Annotated in this window: 11 protein-coding genes; 7 read left to right on the forward strand and 4 right to left on the reverse strand. The window is 34.1% G+C overall.

Annotated elements, in window-relative coordinates:
* Positions 1-42 precede the first annotated feature (42 nt).
* From FF125_RS04025 to FF125_RS04035, 3 genes are all read left to right on the forward strand, one after another.
* Positions 43-2919 carry a TIM-barrel domain-containing protein gene (locus FF125_RS04025; RefSeq protein WP_138948570.1) on the forward strand — a complete coding sequence of 959 codons (2877 nt, stop codon included), beginning with the start codon at positions 43-45 and terminating at the stop codon, positions 2917-2919.
* Positions 2920-2938: 19 nt separating this feature from the next.
* Positions 2939-3784: a hypothetical protein gene (locus FF125_RS04030; protein ID WP_138948571.1), complete on the forward strand. Its 846-nt coding sequence runs from the start codon at positions 2939-2941 to the stop codon at positions 3782-3784.
* A 328-nt stretch (positions 3785-4112) separates the two neighbouring features.
* Complete coding sequence (locus tag FF125_RS04035; RefSeq protein WP_138948572.1) at positions 4113-5123, forward strand: glycoside hydrolase family 5 protein; 1011 nt, start codon at positions 4113-4115, stop codon at positions 5121-5123.
* 186 nt (positions 5124-5309) lie between these two features.
* Here the strand turns inward: FF125_RS04035 and FF125_RS04040 are convergent, their stop codons facing one another.
* The 4 genes from FF125_RS04040 to FF125_RS04055 all read right to left on the reverse strand — a co-directional run bounded on the left by FF125_RS04040 (position 5310) and on the right by FF125_RS04055 (position 12452).
* Positions 5310-6518 carry a glycoside hydrolase family 27 protein gene (locus FF125_RS04040; protein ID WP_138948573.1) on the reverse strand — a complete coding sequence of 403 codons (1209 nt, stop codon included), beginning with the start codon at positions 6516-6518 and terminating at the stop codon, positions 5310-5312.
* A 79-nt stretch (positions 6519-6597) separates the two neighbouring features.
* Entirely contained in the window at positions 6598-7635 is a 1038-nt protein-coding gene (locus FF125_RS04045) for a hypothetical protein (RefSeq protein ID WP_138948574.1), read from the reverse strand.
* 14 nt (positions 7636-7649) lie between these two features.
* Positions 7650-9239, reverse strand: a complete 1590-nt coding sequence (locus tag FF125_RS04050; protein WP_138948575.1) for a RagB/SusD family nutrient uptake outer membrane protein — start codon at positions 9237-9239, stop codon at positions 7650-7652.
* Between the two features lie 12 nt (positions 9240-9251).
* The gene (locus tag FF125_RS04055; RefSeq protein WP_138948576.1) at positions 9252-12452 is read right to left on the reverse strand and encodes a SusC/RagA family TonB-linked outer membrane protein; all 3201 of its coding nucleotides are present in this window, start codon (positions 12450-12452) and stop codon (positions 9252-9254) included.
* Positions 12453-12850: 398 nt separating this feature from the next.
* Here FF125_RS04055 and FF125_RS04060 point away from each other — a divergent pair, with 398 nt between their 5' ends.
* The 4 genes from FF125_RS04060 (at position 12851) to FF125_RS04075 (ending at position 18575) form a co-directional block, all read left to right on the forward strand.
* Complete coding sequence (locus FF125_RS04060) at positions 12851-14218, forward strand: T9SS type A sorting domain-containing protein (RefSeq protein WP_138948577.1); 1368 nt, start codon at positions 12851-12853, stop codon at positions 14216-14218.
* Positions 14219-14447: 229 nt separating this feature from the next.
* Positions 14448-15533 carry a glycoside hydrolase family 26 protein gene (locus FF125_RS04065; RefSeq protein WP_175418866.1) on the forward strand — a complete coding sequence of 362 codons (1086 nt, stop codon included), beginning with the start codon at positions 14448-14450 and terminating at the stop codon, positions 15531-15533.
* 23 nt (positions 15534-15556) lie between these two features.
* Positions 15557-17395 carry a sodium:solute symporter family protein gene (locus FF125_RS04070; protein ID WP_138948579.1) on the forward strand — a complete coding sequence of 613 codons (1839 nt, stop codon included), beginning with the start codon at positions 15557-15559 and terminating at the stop codon, positions 17393-17395.
* Positions 17396-17399: 4 nt separating this feature from the next.
* Positions 17400-18575 (forward strand): glycoside hydrolase family 130 protein, encoded by a 1176-nt coding sequence (locus tag FF125_RS04075; RefSeq protein ID WP_138948580.1) that lies wholly within the window; start codon positions 17400-17402, stop codon positions 18573-18575.
* Positions 18576-18578 lie beyond the last annotated feature (3 nt).

The raw sequence follows: 18578 nt of genomic DNA on the forward strand, positions 1-18578 counted from the left end.
AAATACAAAAACTATAAAACAAATCTTGAACCAATTCCGAAAATGAAAATAATTAGAAAATATAAAATAGCGATAGGTCTTATTGTTGGATTTTTATTGACATCATGTACAGCTACGCAGTACACAAAAATGGAGGATGGTTTTATACTTGATTTTAAACAAAACAGTAGTAAAGAGGCAAAAAAGATTCGCATCCAGGTGTTAGGAGAAGAATTGATTCATGTGTCTGCGACTTCTGAATTAATGTTTCCAAAAGATTCCAGCCTAATCATTGTTCCGGAGATACCAACAGTTCCGTTTACCATTGATGAGGTTGCAGATACCATTGTGTTAACCACGAGTAAGTTGAAGGTTTTGGTGTCTAAAGAGAATGGCGGGGTCAAGTTTAAAGATACTGACGGAAATCTTATTTTAGCTGAAAAGGCAGGAGGAGGCAAGACCTTTACGCCAATTGAAGTTGACGGTACCAGTGGTTTTACTACACGTCAAATTTTTGATTCACCTAAAGATGAAGCTTTTTATGGTTTAGGTCAACACCAAGCTGATGAATTCAATTACAAGGGGAAAAGTGAAGAGTTATACCAGTATAATACGAAGGTTTCCGTTCCTTTTATTGTTTCCAATAAAAACTACGGGCTTTTATGGGACAGTTATTCCTTAAGTCGATTTGGAGATAGCAGGCCTTACGAACAATTGAATGCTATTTTTAAATTATATGATAAAAACGGTGAGGAAGGTAGCTTAACAGGAACCTACACTTCGTCAGACAAAGATGTGCAAACATTGGTGCGTAAAGAACCTACTATTTTCTTTGAGGATATTAAAAGTATTAAAAATTTACCACAAGGTTTTCCTTTAAAAAATGCTGAAATTTTTTACGAAGGTGATATAGAAGCTAATGAAACAGGAGTATATAAATTCATTTTGTACTATGCTGGATACATGAAGGTTTATATGAACAATGAATTAATTGTACCAGAACGATGGCGGACTGCTTGGAACCCGAATAGTTTTAAATACACATTGAATTTAGAGGCGGGTAAAAGGGTGCCTTTGCGTATTGAATGGAAACCTGATGGAGGTACCTCCTATTGTGGGTTAAGAGTTCGTAAACCACAACCAAGTGATGAGAAAAATAATCAAGTCTGGTGGAGTGAAATGGATAAAAAAATGGATTATTATTTTATGCATGGAAATTCAATGGATGAAGTAATAAAAGGGTATCGTACCCTTACAGGAAAATCTCAAATTATGCCTAAATGGGCTATGGGTTACTGGCAAAGCAGGGAACGCTATAATACTCAAGATGAGATTCTGGGTGTGTTAAAAGAATTCAGAGAACGAAAAATTCCTATTGATAATATTGTTTTAGATTGGAACCATTGGGAAGAAGATCAGTGGGGGAGTCATGAGTTTGATAAAAAGCGATTTCCCGATCCAAAAGGGATGGTAGACTCCATTCATGCTATGAATGGAAAAATGATGATTTCCATTTGGCCTAAATTTTATCAAAACACCGAACATTTTAAAGAATTTGATGAAAAAGGTTGGATGTACCAGCAGGCCATTAAAGATAGTATTCGTGATTGGGTAGGGCCTGGATATATTGGGTCATTTTACGATCCCTATTCAACAGGAGCTAGAAAACTGTTTTGGGAACAGATTTATGAGCATTATTATCCATTAAATATCGATGCATGGTGGATGGATGCTAGTGAACCCAATGTGCGTGATTGTACAGATATGGATTATCGAAAATCATTACAAGGACCCACTGCCTTGGGATCATCTACGGAGTTTTTTAATACTTACGCCCTGATGAATGCAGAAGCAATTTATAATGGACAACGAGAAGTTGAAACTAACAAGCGTGTGTTTTTACTTACACGTTCTGGATTTGCAGGTTCACAACGCTATTCTACTGCTACATGGAGTGGAGATATTGGTACCCGGTGGGAAGATATGAAAGCCCAAATTTCTGCAGGTTTAAATTTTGCAGTAAGTGGTATTCCCTATTGGACCATGGATATAGGTGGTTTTTGTGTAGAAGATCGTTATGTAACTGCTCAATTAAATTTTGACAATACAGGAAATGAAAATGTCGATTATAAGGAATGGAGAGAATTAAATACACGTTGGAATCAATTTGGAGCCTTTGCACCACTGTATAGGGCTCATGGTCAATTTCCGTTTAGAGAACCATGGGAGATTGCTCCAAAAGGGCATCCGGCTTATGCGTCTATTTTATATTATACCAATTTAAGATATAGGCTTATGCCATATATTTATACAATGGCAGGTAAAACTTATTTTGATGATTATACCATAATGCGTCCATTAATTATGGATTTTTCTAAGGATAAAAAAGTAGAAAATATTGGTGATCAATTTATGTTTGGTCCATCAATTATGGTGTGTCCAGTGTATGAATATGAGGAGCGTAATCGTAGTGTTTATTTTCCTGAAGGGGCTAATTGGTACAATTTTTATACAGGAGCTGAAATAAAGGGAGGTCAAAAATTAAATGTTGATGCTCCTTATGACAGAATACCATTATATGTTCGTGAAGGATCTATTATTCCAATAGGACCAGACATTGAATATACAGATGAAAAATTAGCGGATACCATTGTATTATATGTCTATAAAGGTCAAAATGGAAGTTTTACATTGTATGAAGATGAGGGTGTAAACTATAACTATGAAAAAGGGAATTTTTCAAATATACCTATAACGTACAATAACAACGAGAATACTTTAACTATTGGCCAACGAACTGGAGAATTTAAAGGCATGTTAAAAAACAGGAAATTTGTAATTAAAACGGTGAGTAAAGAAAATCCAAATGCGTTTAATTATAAGGCCGAGGGGCAAACGGTAGCGTATAACGGGGAATTAATAACAATCCAATTAAATTAACACTTAAAATATAATAGAAATGAAAAATAAAATAGTAGTTCTAATAGCCTTGGCAATCTGCTTTATAACGTTTAATGGCCATGCTACGGATATAAAAATCTCAAGCGAGGGTGATTTCAATAAAGAAAGAGATTTATTATTAGTTCAATTTGATTGTAAAACGGATGTAGACGACTTACACACGGCTGCAGCTTTAGCTACTATTTTGTCTGACACCTTATATTCGAAAATAAACTTTCATGCAGTAGCAGGTACTTATGGTATTCAAAAAGGCTTGTATGTGCCGCCAAATGATTTAATGAAATTGGCTTTTGGCAATAATTGGACAGATGCACATGAAAATTTTAAAAATGCGATAAAGAAGGTTAACGTTATTGTTAAAAAAACATTACTCAATGACGGTGATATTTGGATAGCGGAAGCAGGTCAATCTGATTTTACTGCAGAACTTTTAAGGGCGATTCAAACAGATATGCCTAACGTGGACATTTCTAAACGTTTTCATGTGGTACAGCATAGTGATTGGAATGAAAAGACAACAACTCCAGAAGAGTTACTCTTTGTGAAAAATAATACGGATTATCAAAAAATACCAGATGGTAATGCAGTTGGAAACGGAACTCCAGGGTTTCATGATTCTGAGTTTAAAAATTGGGAAAGTAAAATTTCTGATCCAAAATTACTTGCTATTTGGCGACTAGCCATTAAAACCTCAAATAAATACAACGGTCAAGAGGGGAGATATAAAAATGAGGCTATTTTTGAAGGCGGTTTAGACTTCTCAGATCTTTCTGAAGTCTGTTGGATATTAGGTTTGAAAGATTTAAAAGACACCGAACAGTTTTTTAATGATTACGCAAAATAGGAAGACGGGCAGAATTCTGTCGGTGTAATAAATTGTGGACGGTTTCTCTTAAGCTTTTCATTATCTGTAAATGCCTCTTCATTTGGTAAGTAAATTATTCTAATTCTTTATGCTTTAGGTATGGATAGAATTGTCAAAAATTTTGGTTATTGATACTATATTATCAATCTTATAAACTAAAAATTCAGGCGTCAAATTTTTATAAATATTATTAAGACCTTTACGTATCTATTCAATAGTTAAGTAGCAATTATTTAAATAATAGAATAGGCGTAGCTCTCGTATTAGCTGCTAATCAAAATAGTAATAATCTTATAAAAATAAAATCATGAAAATTTTTTTGAATAAAACTGTGGCAACTTTTATCTTACTTCTTGCTATTAATTTTGTGCATTCTCAAGAGGTCTTAAGTAGGATTAGTGTTTCTGGGAATAGCTTTGTAAAAGAAGATGGAAAAATTGTAGTTTTTAGAGGTCTAAATACTAGTGATCCTGATAAACTTGAACGTCAACAGTTATGGAATAAATCATACTTCGAAGAAATGAAGCATTGGGGAGCTAACTTGGTGCGGTTTCCCGTACATCCAACAGCATGGAAGAAAAGAGGAAAAGAATCGTATTTAAAACTTTTAGACGATGGTATTCAATGGGCAGGTGAATTGGGAATGTATGTTGTAATAGATTGGCATAGTATCGGGAATTTACGTACTGAAATGTATCAACATGATATGTATGATACGGATAAAAAACAAACCTTTGATTTTTGGAGAACAATAGGTAAAAAATATGGAAAGAATACAACCGTAGCTTTTTACGAGCTTTTTAATGAACCTACTACTTACAATAATGAATTGGGAACAATTACATGGGAGCAATGGAAGGAACTAAATAAAGAAATGATTGGCATTCTTCGGGCCAATGGGGGAGAAGGTATTCCGTTAGTTGCCGGATTCAATTGGGCCTATGATCTTACTCCAGTAAAAGATAGTCCTTTGGATGTTGAAGGGATAGCTTATGTTTCTCATCCTTATCCTCAAAAACGTGAAAAGCCTTGGGAGGAAAAATGGACAAAAGATTGGGGATTCGTAAAGGATAAATATCCAGTAATTTTAACAGAAATTGGTTTTTGCGGTCCTGAAGATCCTGGAGCTCATTCTCCTGTGGTTAGCGATGAGTCTTATGGTGATACAATTACGAACTATTCAGATGAAAAAGGTATTTCTTATGTGGTTTGGGTTTTTGATAAAGAATGGGCACCCCGCCTTTATATTGATGAAAAATATACACCTTCAAGACATGGGAAGTATTTCAAAAAGAAATTACAGAGTTATAAATACTAAGAGCAAGGAAAAAGGATTTTGAGGCTGATCCCTTTGAAAACTAGTTCTTTGTTTTTTAGAAGTTATTGGTAATCTAGAATTGACTCAAATGTTAGAAAAACTCCTGATAGGTACAATAAAATTGTAGTTATCAGGAGTGTAATTAAATAGTTAATAATAATAATTGAGGCGTTTTAACTAACGACTCTATTTTAATTCTAGTTTGATCATCAATACATCATGCACCCCAATTGTGCCTTTTAAGTTTTTAGATGTACTCCCTAAGTTTCTATGGTTAAATAGATCTTCAATAGTATAAGTATCTTTCTTAGTATCCAAATTACGTTCATTAACATCATCTCCAATGTTATGTTTTTTCCAATCAAAATTAATTTCAATTGGTTTATCATTCATATTTACAAAACACATTGCCCAGGAATTTTTATTTAAAGGTTTTAACCAAATTTCTATCTTGTTTTCGTTTGAAAACCTAAAACCTTGTATGCCTAGGTTGTCTTGATTTACTGAAATTACTTCTTTGTTTGTTAGTGTTTTGATTGTTTGGGGAGAAGCAACTCTTAAATCATTACCCATAATTAAAGGTGAGGCCAACATGCTCCACATAGCAAAATGGCTTCGATCCTCGGCATCAGTCATGCCATTGCCCACTTCCATCATGTCATAATCGTTCCAATGACCAGGTCCAGCCGCCTTACGTATAGCATTACGCATATTAATAATCTTCCATACACCCCATGAAGACCAAGACCCATGGCCAATTTCACAATCCCAACAATTGATAATATCTCCTGTAACTCTCCAAGAGTGACCAACATCTTTTGCCCATTCCCAAGGCTTATTATCTCCCCATTCGCAAATGCTAAATACCATTGGTCTTCCTGCAGTTTTTATGGCGTCTCTCATCGTAATATAAGCTCCTTCTGCATTTAATTTATCTGTATTACACCAATCGTATTTCAAATAGTCAACATCCCATGAGGCATATGAACGGGCATCTTGATATTCATATCCTCTACTGCCTGGATACCCGGCACAAGTCTTAGAGCCGGCACAATTGTACAATCCGAATTTAAGTCCTTTTGAATGAATATAATCGGCTAAAGCTTTCATGCCACTTGGAAACTTTACTGGATCGGCAATTAAATTTCCATTTACATCTCGCTCCTTAGCCATCCATCCATCATCTAATACAATATATTCATAACCTGCATCTTTCAAACCTAATTCAACAAACTTATCGGCAATATCTTTTACCAATTGTTCATTGATGTTAGTTGCAAAAGTATTCCAGCTATTCCAACCTAATGGAGGTGTTTCAGCTATGCCTTCAAATTTTTGTGCGTGTGCATGTGCACAAAGTAATAGGACAAATATTCCGATTGTTATTTTCTTCATAATTTAAATAATTTAAAAAAAGCATCTCGAAAATATTCCAGATGCTTTTTATTACTACTAACTCAATTAAAAACAATTACTATTTTAATATGTATCCAAAATTATCGAAATAGTATTCTCCACCATTCCCGGTAAATTCTTGAAATGATATATTTTGTACATGTCCGGCATCTAGCAATTCTGCCCAAGTGAAATAATACTCTTTCCATTCAGAGGTAAGCGTAATTATGGGTGCTGTATCATCACTCCAATTTCCATTGAAAACTAATTTTAATTTCGAGCCGTCTGGGCCTTTTAAAGACATTCTGATTCCAGCATAATCGGCTATTTGATCGTCCCAACTCCATTCTCCTTGAACATTATCCCAACCTCCCATATCTTTTTTGAAATAGGTTGTGCCTTGAGCAGCGGTATTATTGGTTTCATAAACATGGTTGTTCCATTCAGGTGGTGCAAATCCTCCATACCAAATATCATCATAAAGTGCTGTGCCTACTGCGTAAGTAGATGTTACATCACCCGAAATTGTAGTTACAGTAATGTATTTTTTGTCACCTCCTGCAGGAACAATGGCTATAATTTCTGTTAATGTATTTGAAACGATAGTAGCTTCGGTTGATCCAAAAGAGACCACAGGATCTAAAAAGAAATCTCCATAAATTGTAATTTGTTCACCTTCAGCCGCATTTACAGGTTGAAAACCTCTCGTTAATTGCGGAGCTGGTGGAGCAATAACAAATGGGTATATTACGGTACCACCTTTAGTTACCACTTTTAATTCGCTCGATGCGTTTTCATAAGGTGTATTCTGATCAATATTGACAAATATATCCGTATCTGTAACCATTGTTGGGTTAAAATAGGTGTCTACATCGTTAAAATATATTTTTTCTAACGTTGAAAAACCTGACCCTTGAATAATGTATACATTATTTGCGTAACCTACAGTTGTTGGTACTAAATCGCCTGCACTAGCTATACTTACATTATTTATAACTGGAGGTGCGGAAGAATTAATACTTTCGCTATCATCGCTGGTACAAGAAGTAAGTGTACCTACGAATATTGACACTATAATAAGAAAGCTAAATATGTCTTTGATTTTGAATTTTTTCATGATCTTTTTATTTTTTAATTAAAAGTATATGGTACTGGTTCTTCTAATAACTTAGGGTTTTTTGCCACATCGTTATCAGGATAATCCATAAAAAAGTCGTTGGCATTATGATCGGAAGAAAATGTAGGAGTGAAATATTCTGCGTTATCCTTGTTTCCTCTGTTTTGTGCAGACATAATAGCGATAGCATCTGTTTTATCTAATCTGCCAAGGTCGAACCAATAATCACCTTCAAAACATAATTCCTTTCTTCTTTCATTGAAAATATCATCAAAAGTAATGGAAGTTAAGCTTGATAACCCAGCTCTATTTCTAACGGCATTAAATGAATTCAACGCGGTAGCATCAGAAGTACTTGAACCACCTGCCAAAATACCCTCTGCATGGATTAATAGGAGCTCTGCATATCGCATAATATAGGTGTTGTTATCCATCATTGCCCAAGCATCAACAGGGCCTGTAGCATCAGATTGTACACCAATACAGTACTTTTTAATTCCTCCTCCAGAATTTTGAGCATTATTTTCGTCTGGTACTGTAAAACCTAAACCAATAGATGTATTTAAATCAGGATAAACATCGCCTGGTAGCATTACAGTTTCATGTCCTCTTACATCGTTGGCTGCATACATTGTCATTACATCTTGAGATGGGCCAAAAACGCCTCCGTATGAAGCATTAGAAGTGGAAACTGTCGATGAGCTAATACCAAATTGAGTGTTACAGTTATTTGCTGATCCGTAGTTTCCGTCTCCTTTCCATTGAATGGCAAAAATTGATTCTTCATTATTGTTATTTGCATACGTAAACAAATCTGCAAATGATTTTGATGGTAATTCACTACCGCCTAATAATTTAAATTCACCACTATTAATTACATCTTCCGCCATGATTTTGGCATTAGCATAATCCTTTTGATATAAATAAACTTTTGCAAGCAATGCTTTTGCGGAACCTTTTGAAATCCGGGCATTTTCTCCATAATTACCTCCTCTTGTCTTTTCTTGTAACCTATTTATTGCTGCTAAATAATCACTTACAATCAATTTATAGATATCAGCTTCAGGGTTTGTATTAATATAGGGGTCATCAGAATAATCTAAATTGTTCTCAATAATTGGAACTGGGCCCCATAAACGAACTAAATAAAAATAAGCCGTAGCTCTCATAAAATAAGCTTCTCCTAAGGTATTATCTATTACCGCTTGATCTACTTCTGCACCAACCCTAGATTCTAAGAAATTAATTATGGCATTAGCTTGAGCAATGTTTGCCCATAAGGACGCCCACCCATTTGTTAATTCTGGATCACTCCCGTTCATTGAAAAAGTTCTTAATCCACTAACATCTGGAGAACCAGAATACATGTTTCCAGAACCAACTTCTAGTGCCCAAAAGAACTTGTTGCATAATTGAAACCAAGTTCTGCTATACATTCCATTGGTTGCCGAAGCTACTTGCTCATTACTATTATAATAAGCATCTAAACTTATGGTATCCTCTGGTGGCCTATTTGTAAAATCTTCAGAACAAGATCCAAGGGCTACAATTAGTAGTGCTACACTAAATAATTTATACAAATTAAAAAATATTTTATTATTCATTTTCTTATTTTTTTAAAATTCAACGTTTATACCTAGTGAAAAAGTTCTTGGAGATGGGTATCTTCCATTATCTATACCTGTAAGAAGTGGACTTTGATTAAAGGATCCAATTTCAGGGTCATACCCTGAATAATTAGTAAGGGTATAGAGGTTCTGAGCAGAGCCATAAATTCTTATTCTGGACATTTTTATTTTTTCTAAAACGTCTTGAGGTAAAGTATAACCAAAAGTTAAGTTTTGAATTCTTAAATAAGAACCATCTTCTAGATAACGGCTAGAAATTAATAAATTTGTATTTGCCGTATTACTAATTGGTCTAGGGATGCTGGTATTTGTGTTTGTTTCAGTCCAATAATTTGAAGCTTCAACAAATTGATTTTCATATAATGATGCATTGGTTGTACCTTGTCTGCGGGTTAAGTTCATAATGTCATTTCCATAAGTTCCTTGTACAAATACAGATAAATCAAAATTCTTATACTTGAAGTTATTTGTAAAACCAAAGGTAAAATCTGGATGCGGGCTTCCAATCAACGTTTTATCTAATGCGTCAACGGTACCATCTGGTACACCATTTGGTCCACTAACATCCTTGTACTTATAATCGCCCAAATAAGTTTCACCAGAGCCGGTTCCAACAGGTTGTCCAAATTGCAACGGTGCAGCATTTAAAGTGGCCATATCATCAAATATTCCCTCAGAAACATAACCGTAAAACATTCCTATTGGCTGACCGACGATGGTATTTGTGACAACTACTGGTTGATAGCCATTTGTATTTATTTGTTGTGTCAACACAATACCGTCTTGAATGCTAATTAGGTTATTTGAATAGTGTGAATAGTTCAATGAAGAATTCCAGCTAAAACTTTTAGAATCACCTAAATTTAATCCTAATGTAATTTCATAACCTTTGTTCTGCATGGTTCCAAGGTTTGAGTATGGTGCTGAAATTCCACCGTATTGACCTCCACCACCAGTTAAGTAATCCGGTAACGGCACTTGGAATAAAAATCCTTCTGATTTTTTGTCATAAACATCAACACTGGCTGTAAGTCTTGAATTAAATAGTGTAAAATCGAGACCACCGTTTGTTTGATTTAAAGATTCCCAAGTTAAATTAGGATTTGGAGAATTAGAAACTAAAAAACCGCTTCCTAATCCAGAATTTTGAGCCGCTAAAAGAGCGGTGTATCTGTTGTTTTCAATTTGTTGATTTCCTGTTTCACCATAACCAATTCTAAATTTTATATTATCTATATATTTATCAAACCCTTCCATAAATGATTCATTTGATAATTTCCATGATCCAGCTATTGATTTAAAAATACCAGTTTGATTATCTGTAGTTGGGTCAAATTTAGAAGATGTATCAGCTCTTATAGAACCTGTTAAACTATATCTATTGTCAAAACTGTAAATAAGGCGACTAAAATAGGACGATATTGAGGCACTACCTTTATAACCCGTTACGGTATTGTTATCTACATCAGCTAAATTTATGGTGTGGTTTTCATTTGTCTGGAAACCGTTTGAAGATGTTATGATACCTTCCCAATGACTGTCATTCGCTTCTTGACCTAACAATAATGTAAAACTATGCTTATGTATAGACTTATTATAAGTTAGTAAGTTTTTGAAGTTTATTGAATACCAGTTTTGGTTTCTTGTATCTAAATCAGCAGTAAGATTTACTTGAGATCCCCATTTGTAAGATGGTCTAAAATCTTCATTTTGAGAAAATTCTGTATTTCCAGATAGCTCCATTCTGTATTTTAAGCCATCGAAAATTGTTATTTCGGCATAAATATTCCCTAAAAAGTTTTTCCTAATTAATTTATTTTCTCTTGTAAGTGCTTCAGCAACGGGATTGTAGTAAGTAACACTTTGGTCTGCACTTGGTGGTCCTGCAAAAGAACCATCTGAATTTCTTACCGGAATATCAGGAGATTGGAGTAAAGTATTACTAATTAAACCTGTAAAACTTTGGTTAACAGTAACCTTCTCATTCGTTATACCCGTAGTTAAATTGGCACCAACTTTTAGCCAATCTTTAACCTTAGAGTCAACATTTAATCTAGCAGTATACCTTTTAAGTCCCGAGCCTATAATTGTACCTTCTTGATCTAAGAAACCTGCCGATAAGTAATAATTTATATCTTCCTTTCTTCCTGAAAAAGACAATTGATGGTTTTGAGCAACAGCGGTTCTGTATACTTCGTTTTGCCAATCAGTTCCTTCTCCTAATAATTCTGGATGTGAAAATTCTGGACGAACTTCGGTTCCATATAGATTGGCTAAATTTGTTTTATGTTCAGCAAACTCTTGTAAATTCATTACATCAAGGTCTTTATAATTCTTTACAATAGAAGTATACCCTTCGTAAGCAATTTTACCATTTCCTTTTTTTCCAGATTTTGTTGTAATAATAATTACACCATTTGCACCTCTAGATCCATAAATAGAGGTTGCTGAAGCATCTTTTAAGATGTCTACCGATGCGATATCATTAGGGTTTATCATTGATAATGGACTCACGGCGTTATTACCATTTCCGCCAGTTGATGAAAAGCCATCTTTACCTACTAGTGGTTGGCCACTTGTAGATTTTCCAGTAGCATCACCAGAAATAGGTACACCATCTATAATATAAAGAGGTTCGTTTGTGCCTGTTAATGAAGTGGTTCCTCTAATTCTAATAGAAGCGGCTCCTCCTGGTGCACCAGAATTAGAAGTCACACTAACACCAGCGGCCTTACCTTGTAGCATCTGATCTAATGAAACTTGTTTTAAATCTTTTAGATCATCTGAACTTACCGAAGAAACGGCACTGTTAATGTCTGATCTTTTCTGAGACCCATAACCAATTATGACTACCTCATCTAAGTTATTAGAATCTTCTTCTAAGGTAATATCAATAGTTGATTTGCCGTTAATTAAAATTTCTTGAGTTTTAAAACCGATGAAACTATAAACTAAGGTGGTACCTTTATTTACTGATATTTGATAGTTTCCATCAAAATCTGAAGATACCCCATTTAAGGTTCCTTTTTCAATAATATTAACTCCGGGTAGCGGAGCACCATTTGAATCTGAAACAACACCGCTAATCGTACTTTGAGCTATAATTAATTGACTTAATAAGCCAAATAATAATAGCAAGTAATAGCGATTTACATTACAATAAATGATTTTTGATTTTAATTTTTGCATATGATTTTGAGTTAATCTAGTTAATTCTAATTTTTACTAAACATAAATTATAGAATGTATAATTTAACTAGTAAGTTATTATCAATACCAAAATTATACTTAAAGTTGATAGAATGTTAATATTATTTTGTCATTTATCGATAAAATATTTTCTTGTTTGTATGTTATTCACTTTAATTGTCTTATTTATTATAAACGAATTATAGATTTATTAAGTGTTTTTAAAACATTTAATTGGTTGATTTGTATGTCAATAGTCATTCTATCAGGGTGTTTGATGGAGATGCTAGTTCAATTTGCTAATTCTTCAGATGTTGTGAAATAATACTTTATTATTATGATAAAATAATACCATATTAGTAGCTAGATTGATTCTTATATTTACACAGAGATAATTTATGTCAAAAAAGAAATACATATTAATACTTGTAATTTTAATGGTTTTGGGGGTGAAAGCTCAGAATACTATTGAGGTAAACTGCCAAAATTTATTTTTAAGCGGAACAAATCTAGCATGGAATCAATTTAGTGGAGATGTTGGGTTTGGTACTAATCCAAACCTGACTTATTTTGATAATTTCTTTTCAGAAGTAAAGGCTTCAGGAGGTAATTCTGTGCGATGGTGGCTCCATACAGATGCAGCTTTTACTCCAGAGATACAAACAAGTGGCAATATTACTGGTTTACATCATTCATTAACAAATCAGCAAATTATAGATCAGATAAAAGATGTGTTAGACGCGGCGTGGTCAAATAATGTGCTGGTAAATATTAGTTTGTTTTCTTTTGATATGCTTCAAGACCCAACAGCTAAAAGTTGGACCGACATAAATTATGACGGTAACTTGGCATTTTTAAAATCATCGACTAATGTGCAATCCTATATAGATAATGCCTTAACCCCTATGGTTAATGGGTTAAAAGATCATCCAGCACTTATGAGTTGGGAGATTTTTAATGAACCAGAAGGAATGACTAGTGAATTTGGTTGGACGCCAGTTAGAATTTCGATGGCCGATGTTCAAATGGTAGTGAATAAATTAACGGGTGCAATTCACGATGCTGATCCTGAAGCTCTTGTTACCAATGGAACTTGGTCTATGTTAGCAAATACGGATAAAAATATTTCTTCAAATGTAAATCAGAAAAATTATTATTCAGATGCAGCGTTAATTGCAGCTGGAGGTTCTGATAATGGTACTTTAGATTTTTATCAAGTTCATTATTATGATTGGCAATCATCTTCTATTTCGCCATTTCATCATCCTGCAAGTTATTGGGAGTTAGATAAACCCGTTATGGTTGGTGAATTTCATGCGGCAGAAGCGGAGTCACTAATGACTGGGTTTGGTTATCCTGTAAATGCTACATATGATTACTTATATGATAATGGTTATTTTGGAGCATGGGGATGGCAATATAAAGAGTCTACACTTTGGAATGCTATAGAGCCTCAAATTAAGCATATGAATGTGACTAATGGAAGTGTAATAGCTCTTGATAAAGATGCTTGTAATACCGCTGGAATTAGTGATTTTGGACTTGGCTCTATTTCTGTCTTTCCAAACCCATCAGTACATAAAATTCAAATCAAAGGTTTGCAAGGATTAGGAGAGGTGCTCGTTTATTCTATCGATGGTAAAGTAATAATTAATGAAGCTTTAGAGAATAATCAACTGGATGTGTCTCAACTAGCATCAGGTATGTATTATTTGCGAATTTCAACAGAAAATGGAAGTGTATCTAAAAAAATGGTAAAGGAGTAAAATCATTTTCGAAATCAAATTGATCTAAAATTGAACTATCAATCCTGCACATCGTAATAATAATTTAAGATATTGATAAAATAATATCAATATCATAATTTTAGTATAGCTAAATTTGATTTTTACAATAAATAACTAGTAACCTCTATTATAAATACAATTTATGATGCTCTCCATTAAAAATAAAAATCTTAAATTTTACTGTAAATCTGTTCTTGCATTGTTACTTATGGTATCTTTTTATTCATGTACAACTACTCAAAAACAAAAAGAAAAAAAGCCTTTGCTAGTTGACGACAAAGCATCGGAAAGTTGTTTGAATCTTTATCAAAAATTAAATGAAATTTCAAAAAAAGGTTTTGCTATTGGGCATCAAGACGCAACATCTTATGGCATTAGTTGGACGCAAAATGATGACAGTTTAATTATAAAAAGCGATGTAAATGAAGTGGTACAAGACTTCCCTGCTGTATATGGTTTTGATTTAGGACGTATTGAATTGGCTTCTGATAGAAATTTAGATAGCGTTTCGTTTGTTACGATGAGAAAACTTATGGTTGATGCTCATAAAAAGGGCGGTATTATAACCATTAGCTGGCATGCAGATAACCCAACATCCGATGGAGATTCTTGGGATAAAACACCTGCTGTTGCTCACATTATTAAAGGTGGTAAAAATAGAGCTAAATATGAGCTTTGGGTAGAAAGAATGGCGAATTTTATAAAGTCATTGCAATATGATAATCAACCCATACCTTTGGTATTTAGGCCTTTTCATGAAATGAATGGGGCTTGGTTTTGGTGGGGAGATCCAAACTGTACAGCAGCCGAGTACAAACAATTGTGGCAAGAAACAGTACAGTTGCTAAGAGATACTCATAACGTGCACAATTTGTTATATGCTTATTCACCAAATAAATTAAATCCGTCCGATGATTATTTGAAATACTATCCTGGAGACGATTACGTAGATATTTTGGGTATTGATATTTATGATTTTAAAAATGCAAAAGAGTATACCGAAGCAGTAGTTAAAGATTTAGAACTCGTAAAAAATATTGCCAAAGAAAAGAACAAGCTTTATGCTTTTACGGAAACAGGATTGGAAACAATTTCTACTGAAAATTGGTATTCAGAAGTTTTATATCCTAGTATAGAGAACTCAGGGATTGCATGGGTTTTGTTCTGGAGAAACGGAAGACTTGATCATCATTATATGCCTTATAAAGGACATTCTAGTGAAAGTGATTTTAAAAATTTCGAAAAGCTATCGAAAACATTGTTTTTAAAAGATATTAATGTGATAAAAAAATAATTAAAGTTAACCACAACCGACCTATGAAATTACTCAACACAGTAGATATTGTAATTATTTTATTGTATTTGCTTACTATAGTTATAATTGGACTTGTTCTTAAAAAAAGAGCACAACGAAGTAAAGATGATTATTTACTAGGTGGTAAGTCCATTCCATGGTATTTGTTGGGGCTTTCTAATGCCTCAGGAATGTTTGATATTTCTGGCACAATTTGGCTTGTAACTTTAATGTTTGTCTATGGAATTAAAAGTGCATGGATACCGTGGTTATGGCCTGTTTTTAATCAAGTTTTCTTGATGGTATATTTGTCTAAATGGTTAAGGCGTTCAAATGCAACCACAGGTGCTGAATGGATAGGTACACGTTTTGGGTTTGCAAAAGGAGCAAAACTGTCACATGTTATTGTGGTCGTTTTTGCATTGATAATGTGCTTGGGCTATTTAGCTTATGGATTTATAGGTTTAGGTAAGTTTATTGAAATTTTTATACCTTGGGAAATGGTAAGTAATTATGTTCCCTTTGATGTAACGCCAGAGTATGTGCCACATTTTTATGGTACTATTTTTACCTTTTTTGCCGTATTTTATTCGTTGTTAGGTGGTATGTCTGGAATTGTATGGGCAGATGTTGTTCAATTTGGAATTATGACTGTGGCCGCTCTAGTTATTGGTTATTTAGGTTTTCAAGCCGTGGGTAGTAACAAGTTGAACGTGCCTGATGGTTGGATGAGTCCGTTTTTTGGATGGGAATTGAATATGGATTGGACGCATATAATACCTGAAGTAAATAATAAAATTAAAGAAGACGGATTTGGATTATTTACAATTTTCTTTATGATGATGGTTTTTAAAGGATTGTTGGTGAGTATAGCAGGGCCGGCTCCAAATTACGATATGCAGAAAATATTGTCTACAAAATCAGCAGCCGAAGCTTCTAAAATGAGTGGATTTGTATCTGTAATTCTAATGCCAATTCGGTATTTAATGATTGCAGGTTTTGCAGCCTTGGCTTTAATTTATTATGAAAAATTAGATTTATTAAATTCTGCAGGAGAAATTGATTTTGAATTGATTTTACCAACGGCTATTCAGCAGTTTGTTCCAGTAGGTTTATTGGGGCTTTTATTAGCGGGATTAATTGCTGCATTTATGTCAACATTTGCAGGCACTTTAAATGCTGCACAAGCATATTTAGTGAATGATATTTACTTAAAATACAAAAAGCCAGATGCAAGTCCTAAAGAGATACGAAACATGAACTATATCACTGGGGTAATCGTAGTTATAGTTAGTATAATTTTAGGATTATTTGCGAAGGATGTAAATTCAGTATTGCAATGGATAGTCTCTGTTTTATATGGAAGTTATGTCGGTGCTAATATTTTAAAATGGCATTGGTGGAGGTTTAATGGCGAAGGTTTCTTTTGGGGTATGGTAGCAGGTTTAGTGTCTGCAGCGGTGATTCCAGAATTGTTTCCGGATGTGTTAGGTTTGTATCTATTTCCCTGGTTGCTATTGGCATCATTAATAGGTTCTGTAATTGGAACGTATTCTGCTCCGCCAACAGATGAAGCCGTTCTTAAAAAATTCTATAAAAATGTTAAACCGTGGGGGTTTTGGAAACCAATCCACGATAAATTACTAATTGAAGATCCTAATTTCAAAAAGAATGAAAGTTTTGGTATGGATATGTTTAATGTGCTAATAGGCATAACCGCACAGACAACGTTGGTAATTTTACCTATGTATATCATTTTTAGACAACAAACGCCAATTTATATTTCTCTTGTTGTTTTGGTAATATGTTTGGTGCTATTAAAGAAATTCTGGTGGAATAAATTAGAAGAAAAAATTGATTAATTATATGTACAAGATAAATGGCACAATAGCCAAGAAAAAAAAGAGATATGCTAAATTGATTAGCAAAAAAAATAAACCCGTTTCCAATTCAAATGGGATCTATACACGATATAAATATCCTGTAGTAACAGCAGATCATACGCCAATTCATTGGAGGTATGATTTTGACCCTAAAACAAATCCTTTTGAGTTAGAACGAATAGGTATTAACGGTACTTTTAATGCTGGTGCCATGAAATGGAATGGCAAGTATTTGCTGTGCTTAAGAGTAGAAGGAAACGATCGTAAGTCATTTTTTGCAATTGCAGAAAGTCCCAACGGTGTAGATCATTTTAAATTTTGGGATAAACCATGTATAATTCCTGAAATTGAAGGAGATCCAGATACCAATATTTATGATATGCGTTTAATTGATCATGAAGATGGGTGGATTTATGGTGTGTTCTGTACAGAGCGTAAAGACCCTAATGCACCTCAAGGAGATACGAGTTCTGCCACAGCGAACGCAGGGATAGTTAGAACAAAAGATCTTATTCACTGGGAGCGTTTGCCTGATTTAATCTCAAGTTCTGGTCAACAACGAAATGTAGTGTTGCATCCCGAATTTGTAAAGGGTAAATATGCCATTTATACGCGTCCGCAAGACGGATTTATAGATGTTGGTAATGGTGGTGGTATAGGCCTTGGTTATATTGATGACATGGCAAATCCTGTAGTGAAAAATGAAAAAATAATTAATAATAAAATTTATCATACGGTCTATGAATTAAAAAATGGGCAAGGACCAGCACCGATTAAAACCAAAAAAGGTTGGCTGCATCTAGCTCACGGAGTTCGAAATACAGCAGCAGGTTTGCGTTATACATTATATATGTTTATGACGGACTTAAATGATATTTCAAAAGTAATTCATCAACCTGCAGGGCACTTTATGGCTCCCATAAATGGTGAGAGAGTAGGGGATGTTTCAAATGTTTTATTCTCTAACGGTTGGATTGAAGATGACAATGGCACGGTGTACATTTATTATGCATCGTCAGATACTAGGATGCACGTTGCGGTATCGTCAATTGACAAATTGTTAGATTATGTTATGCATTCTCCTGAAGATAAATACTCATCCGCAAATTCTGTACAAACAATTCTCAATCTTATAGATAAAAATAGCAAACAACAGTGATGT

Source organism: Aureibaculum algae (genome assembly GCF_006065315.1).
Classification (GTDB): domain Bacteria; phylum Bacteroidota; class Bacteroidia; order Flavobacteriales; family Flavobacteriaceae; genus Aureibaculum; species Aureibaculum algae.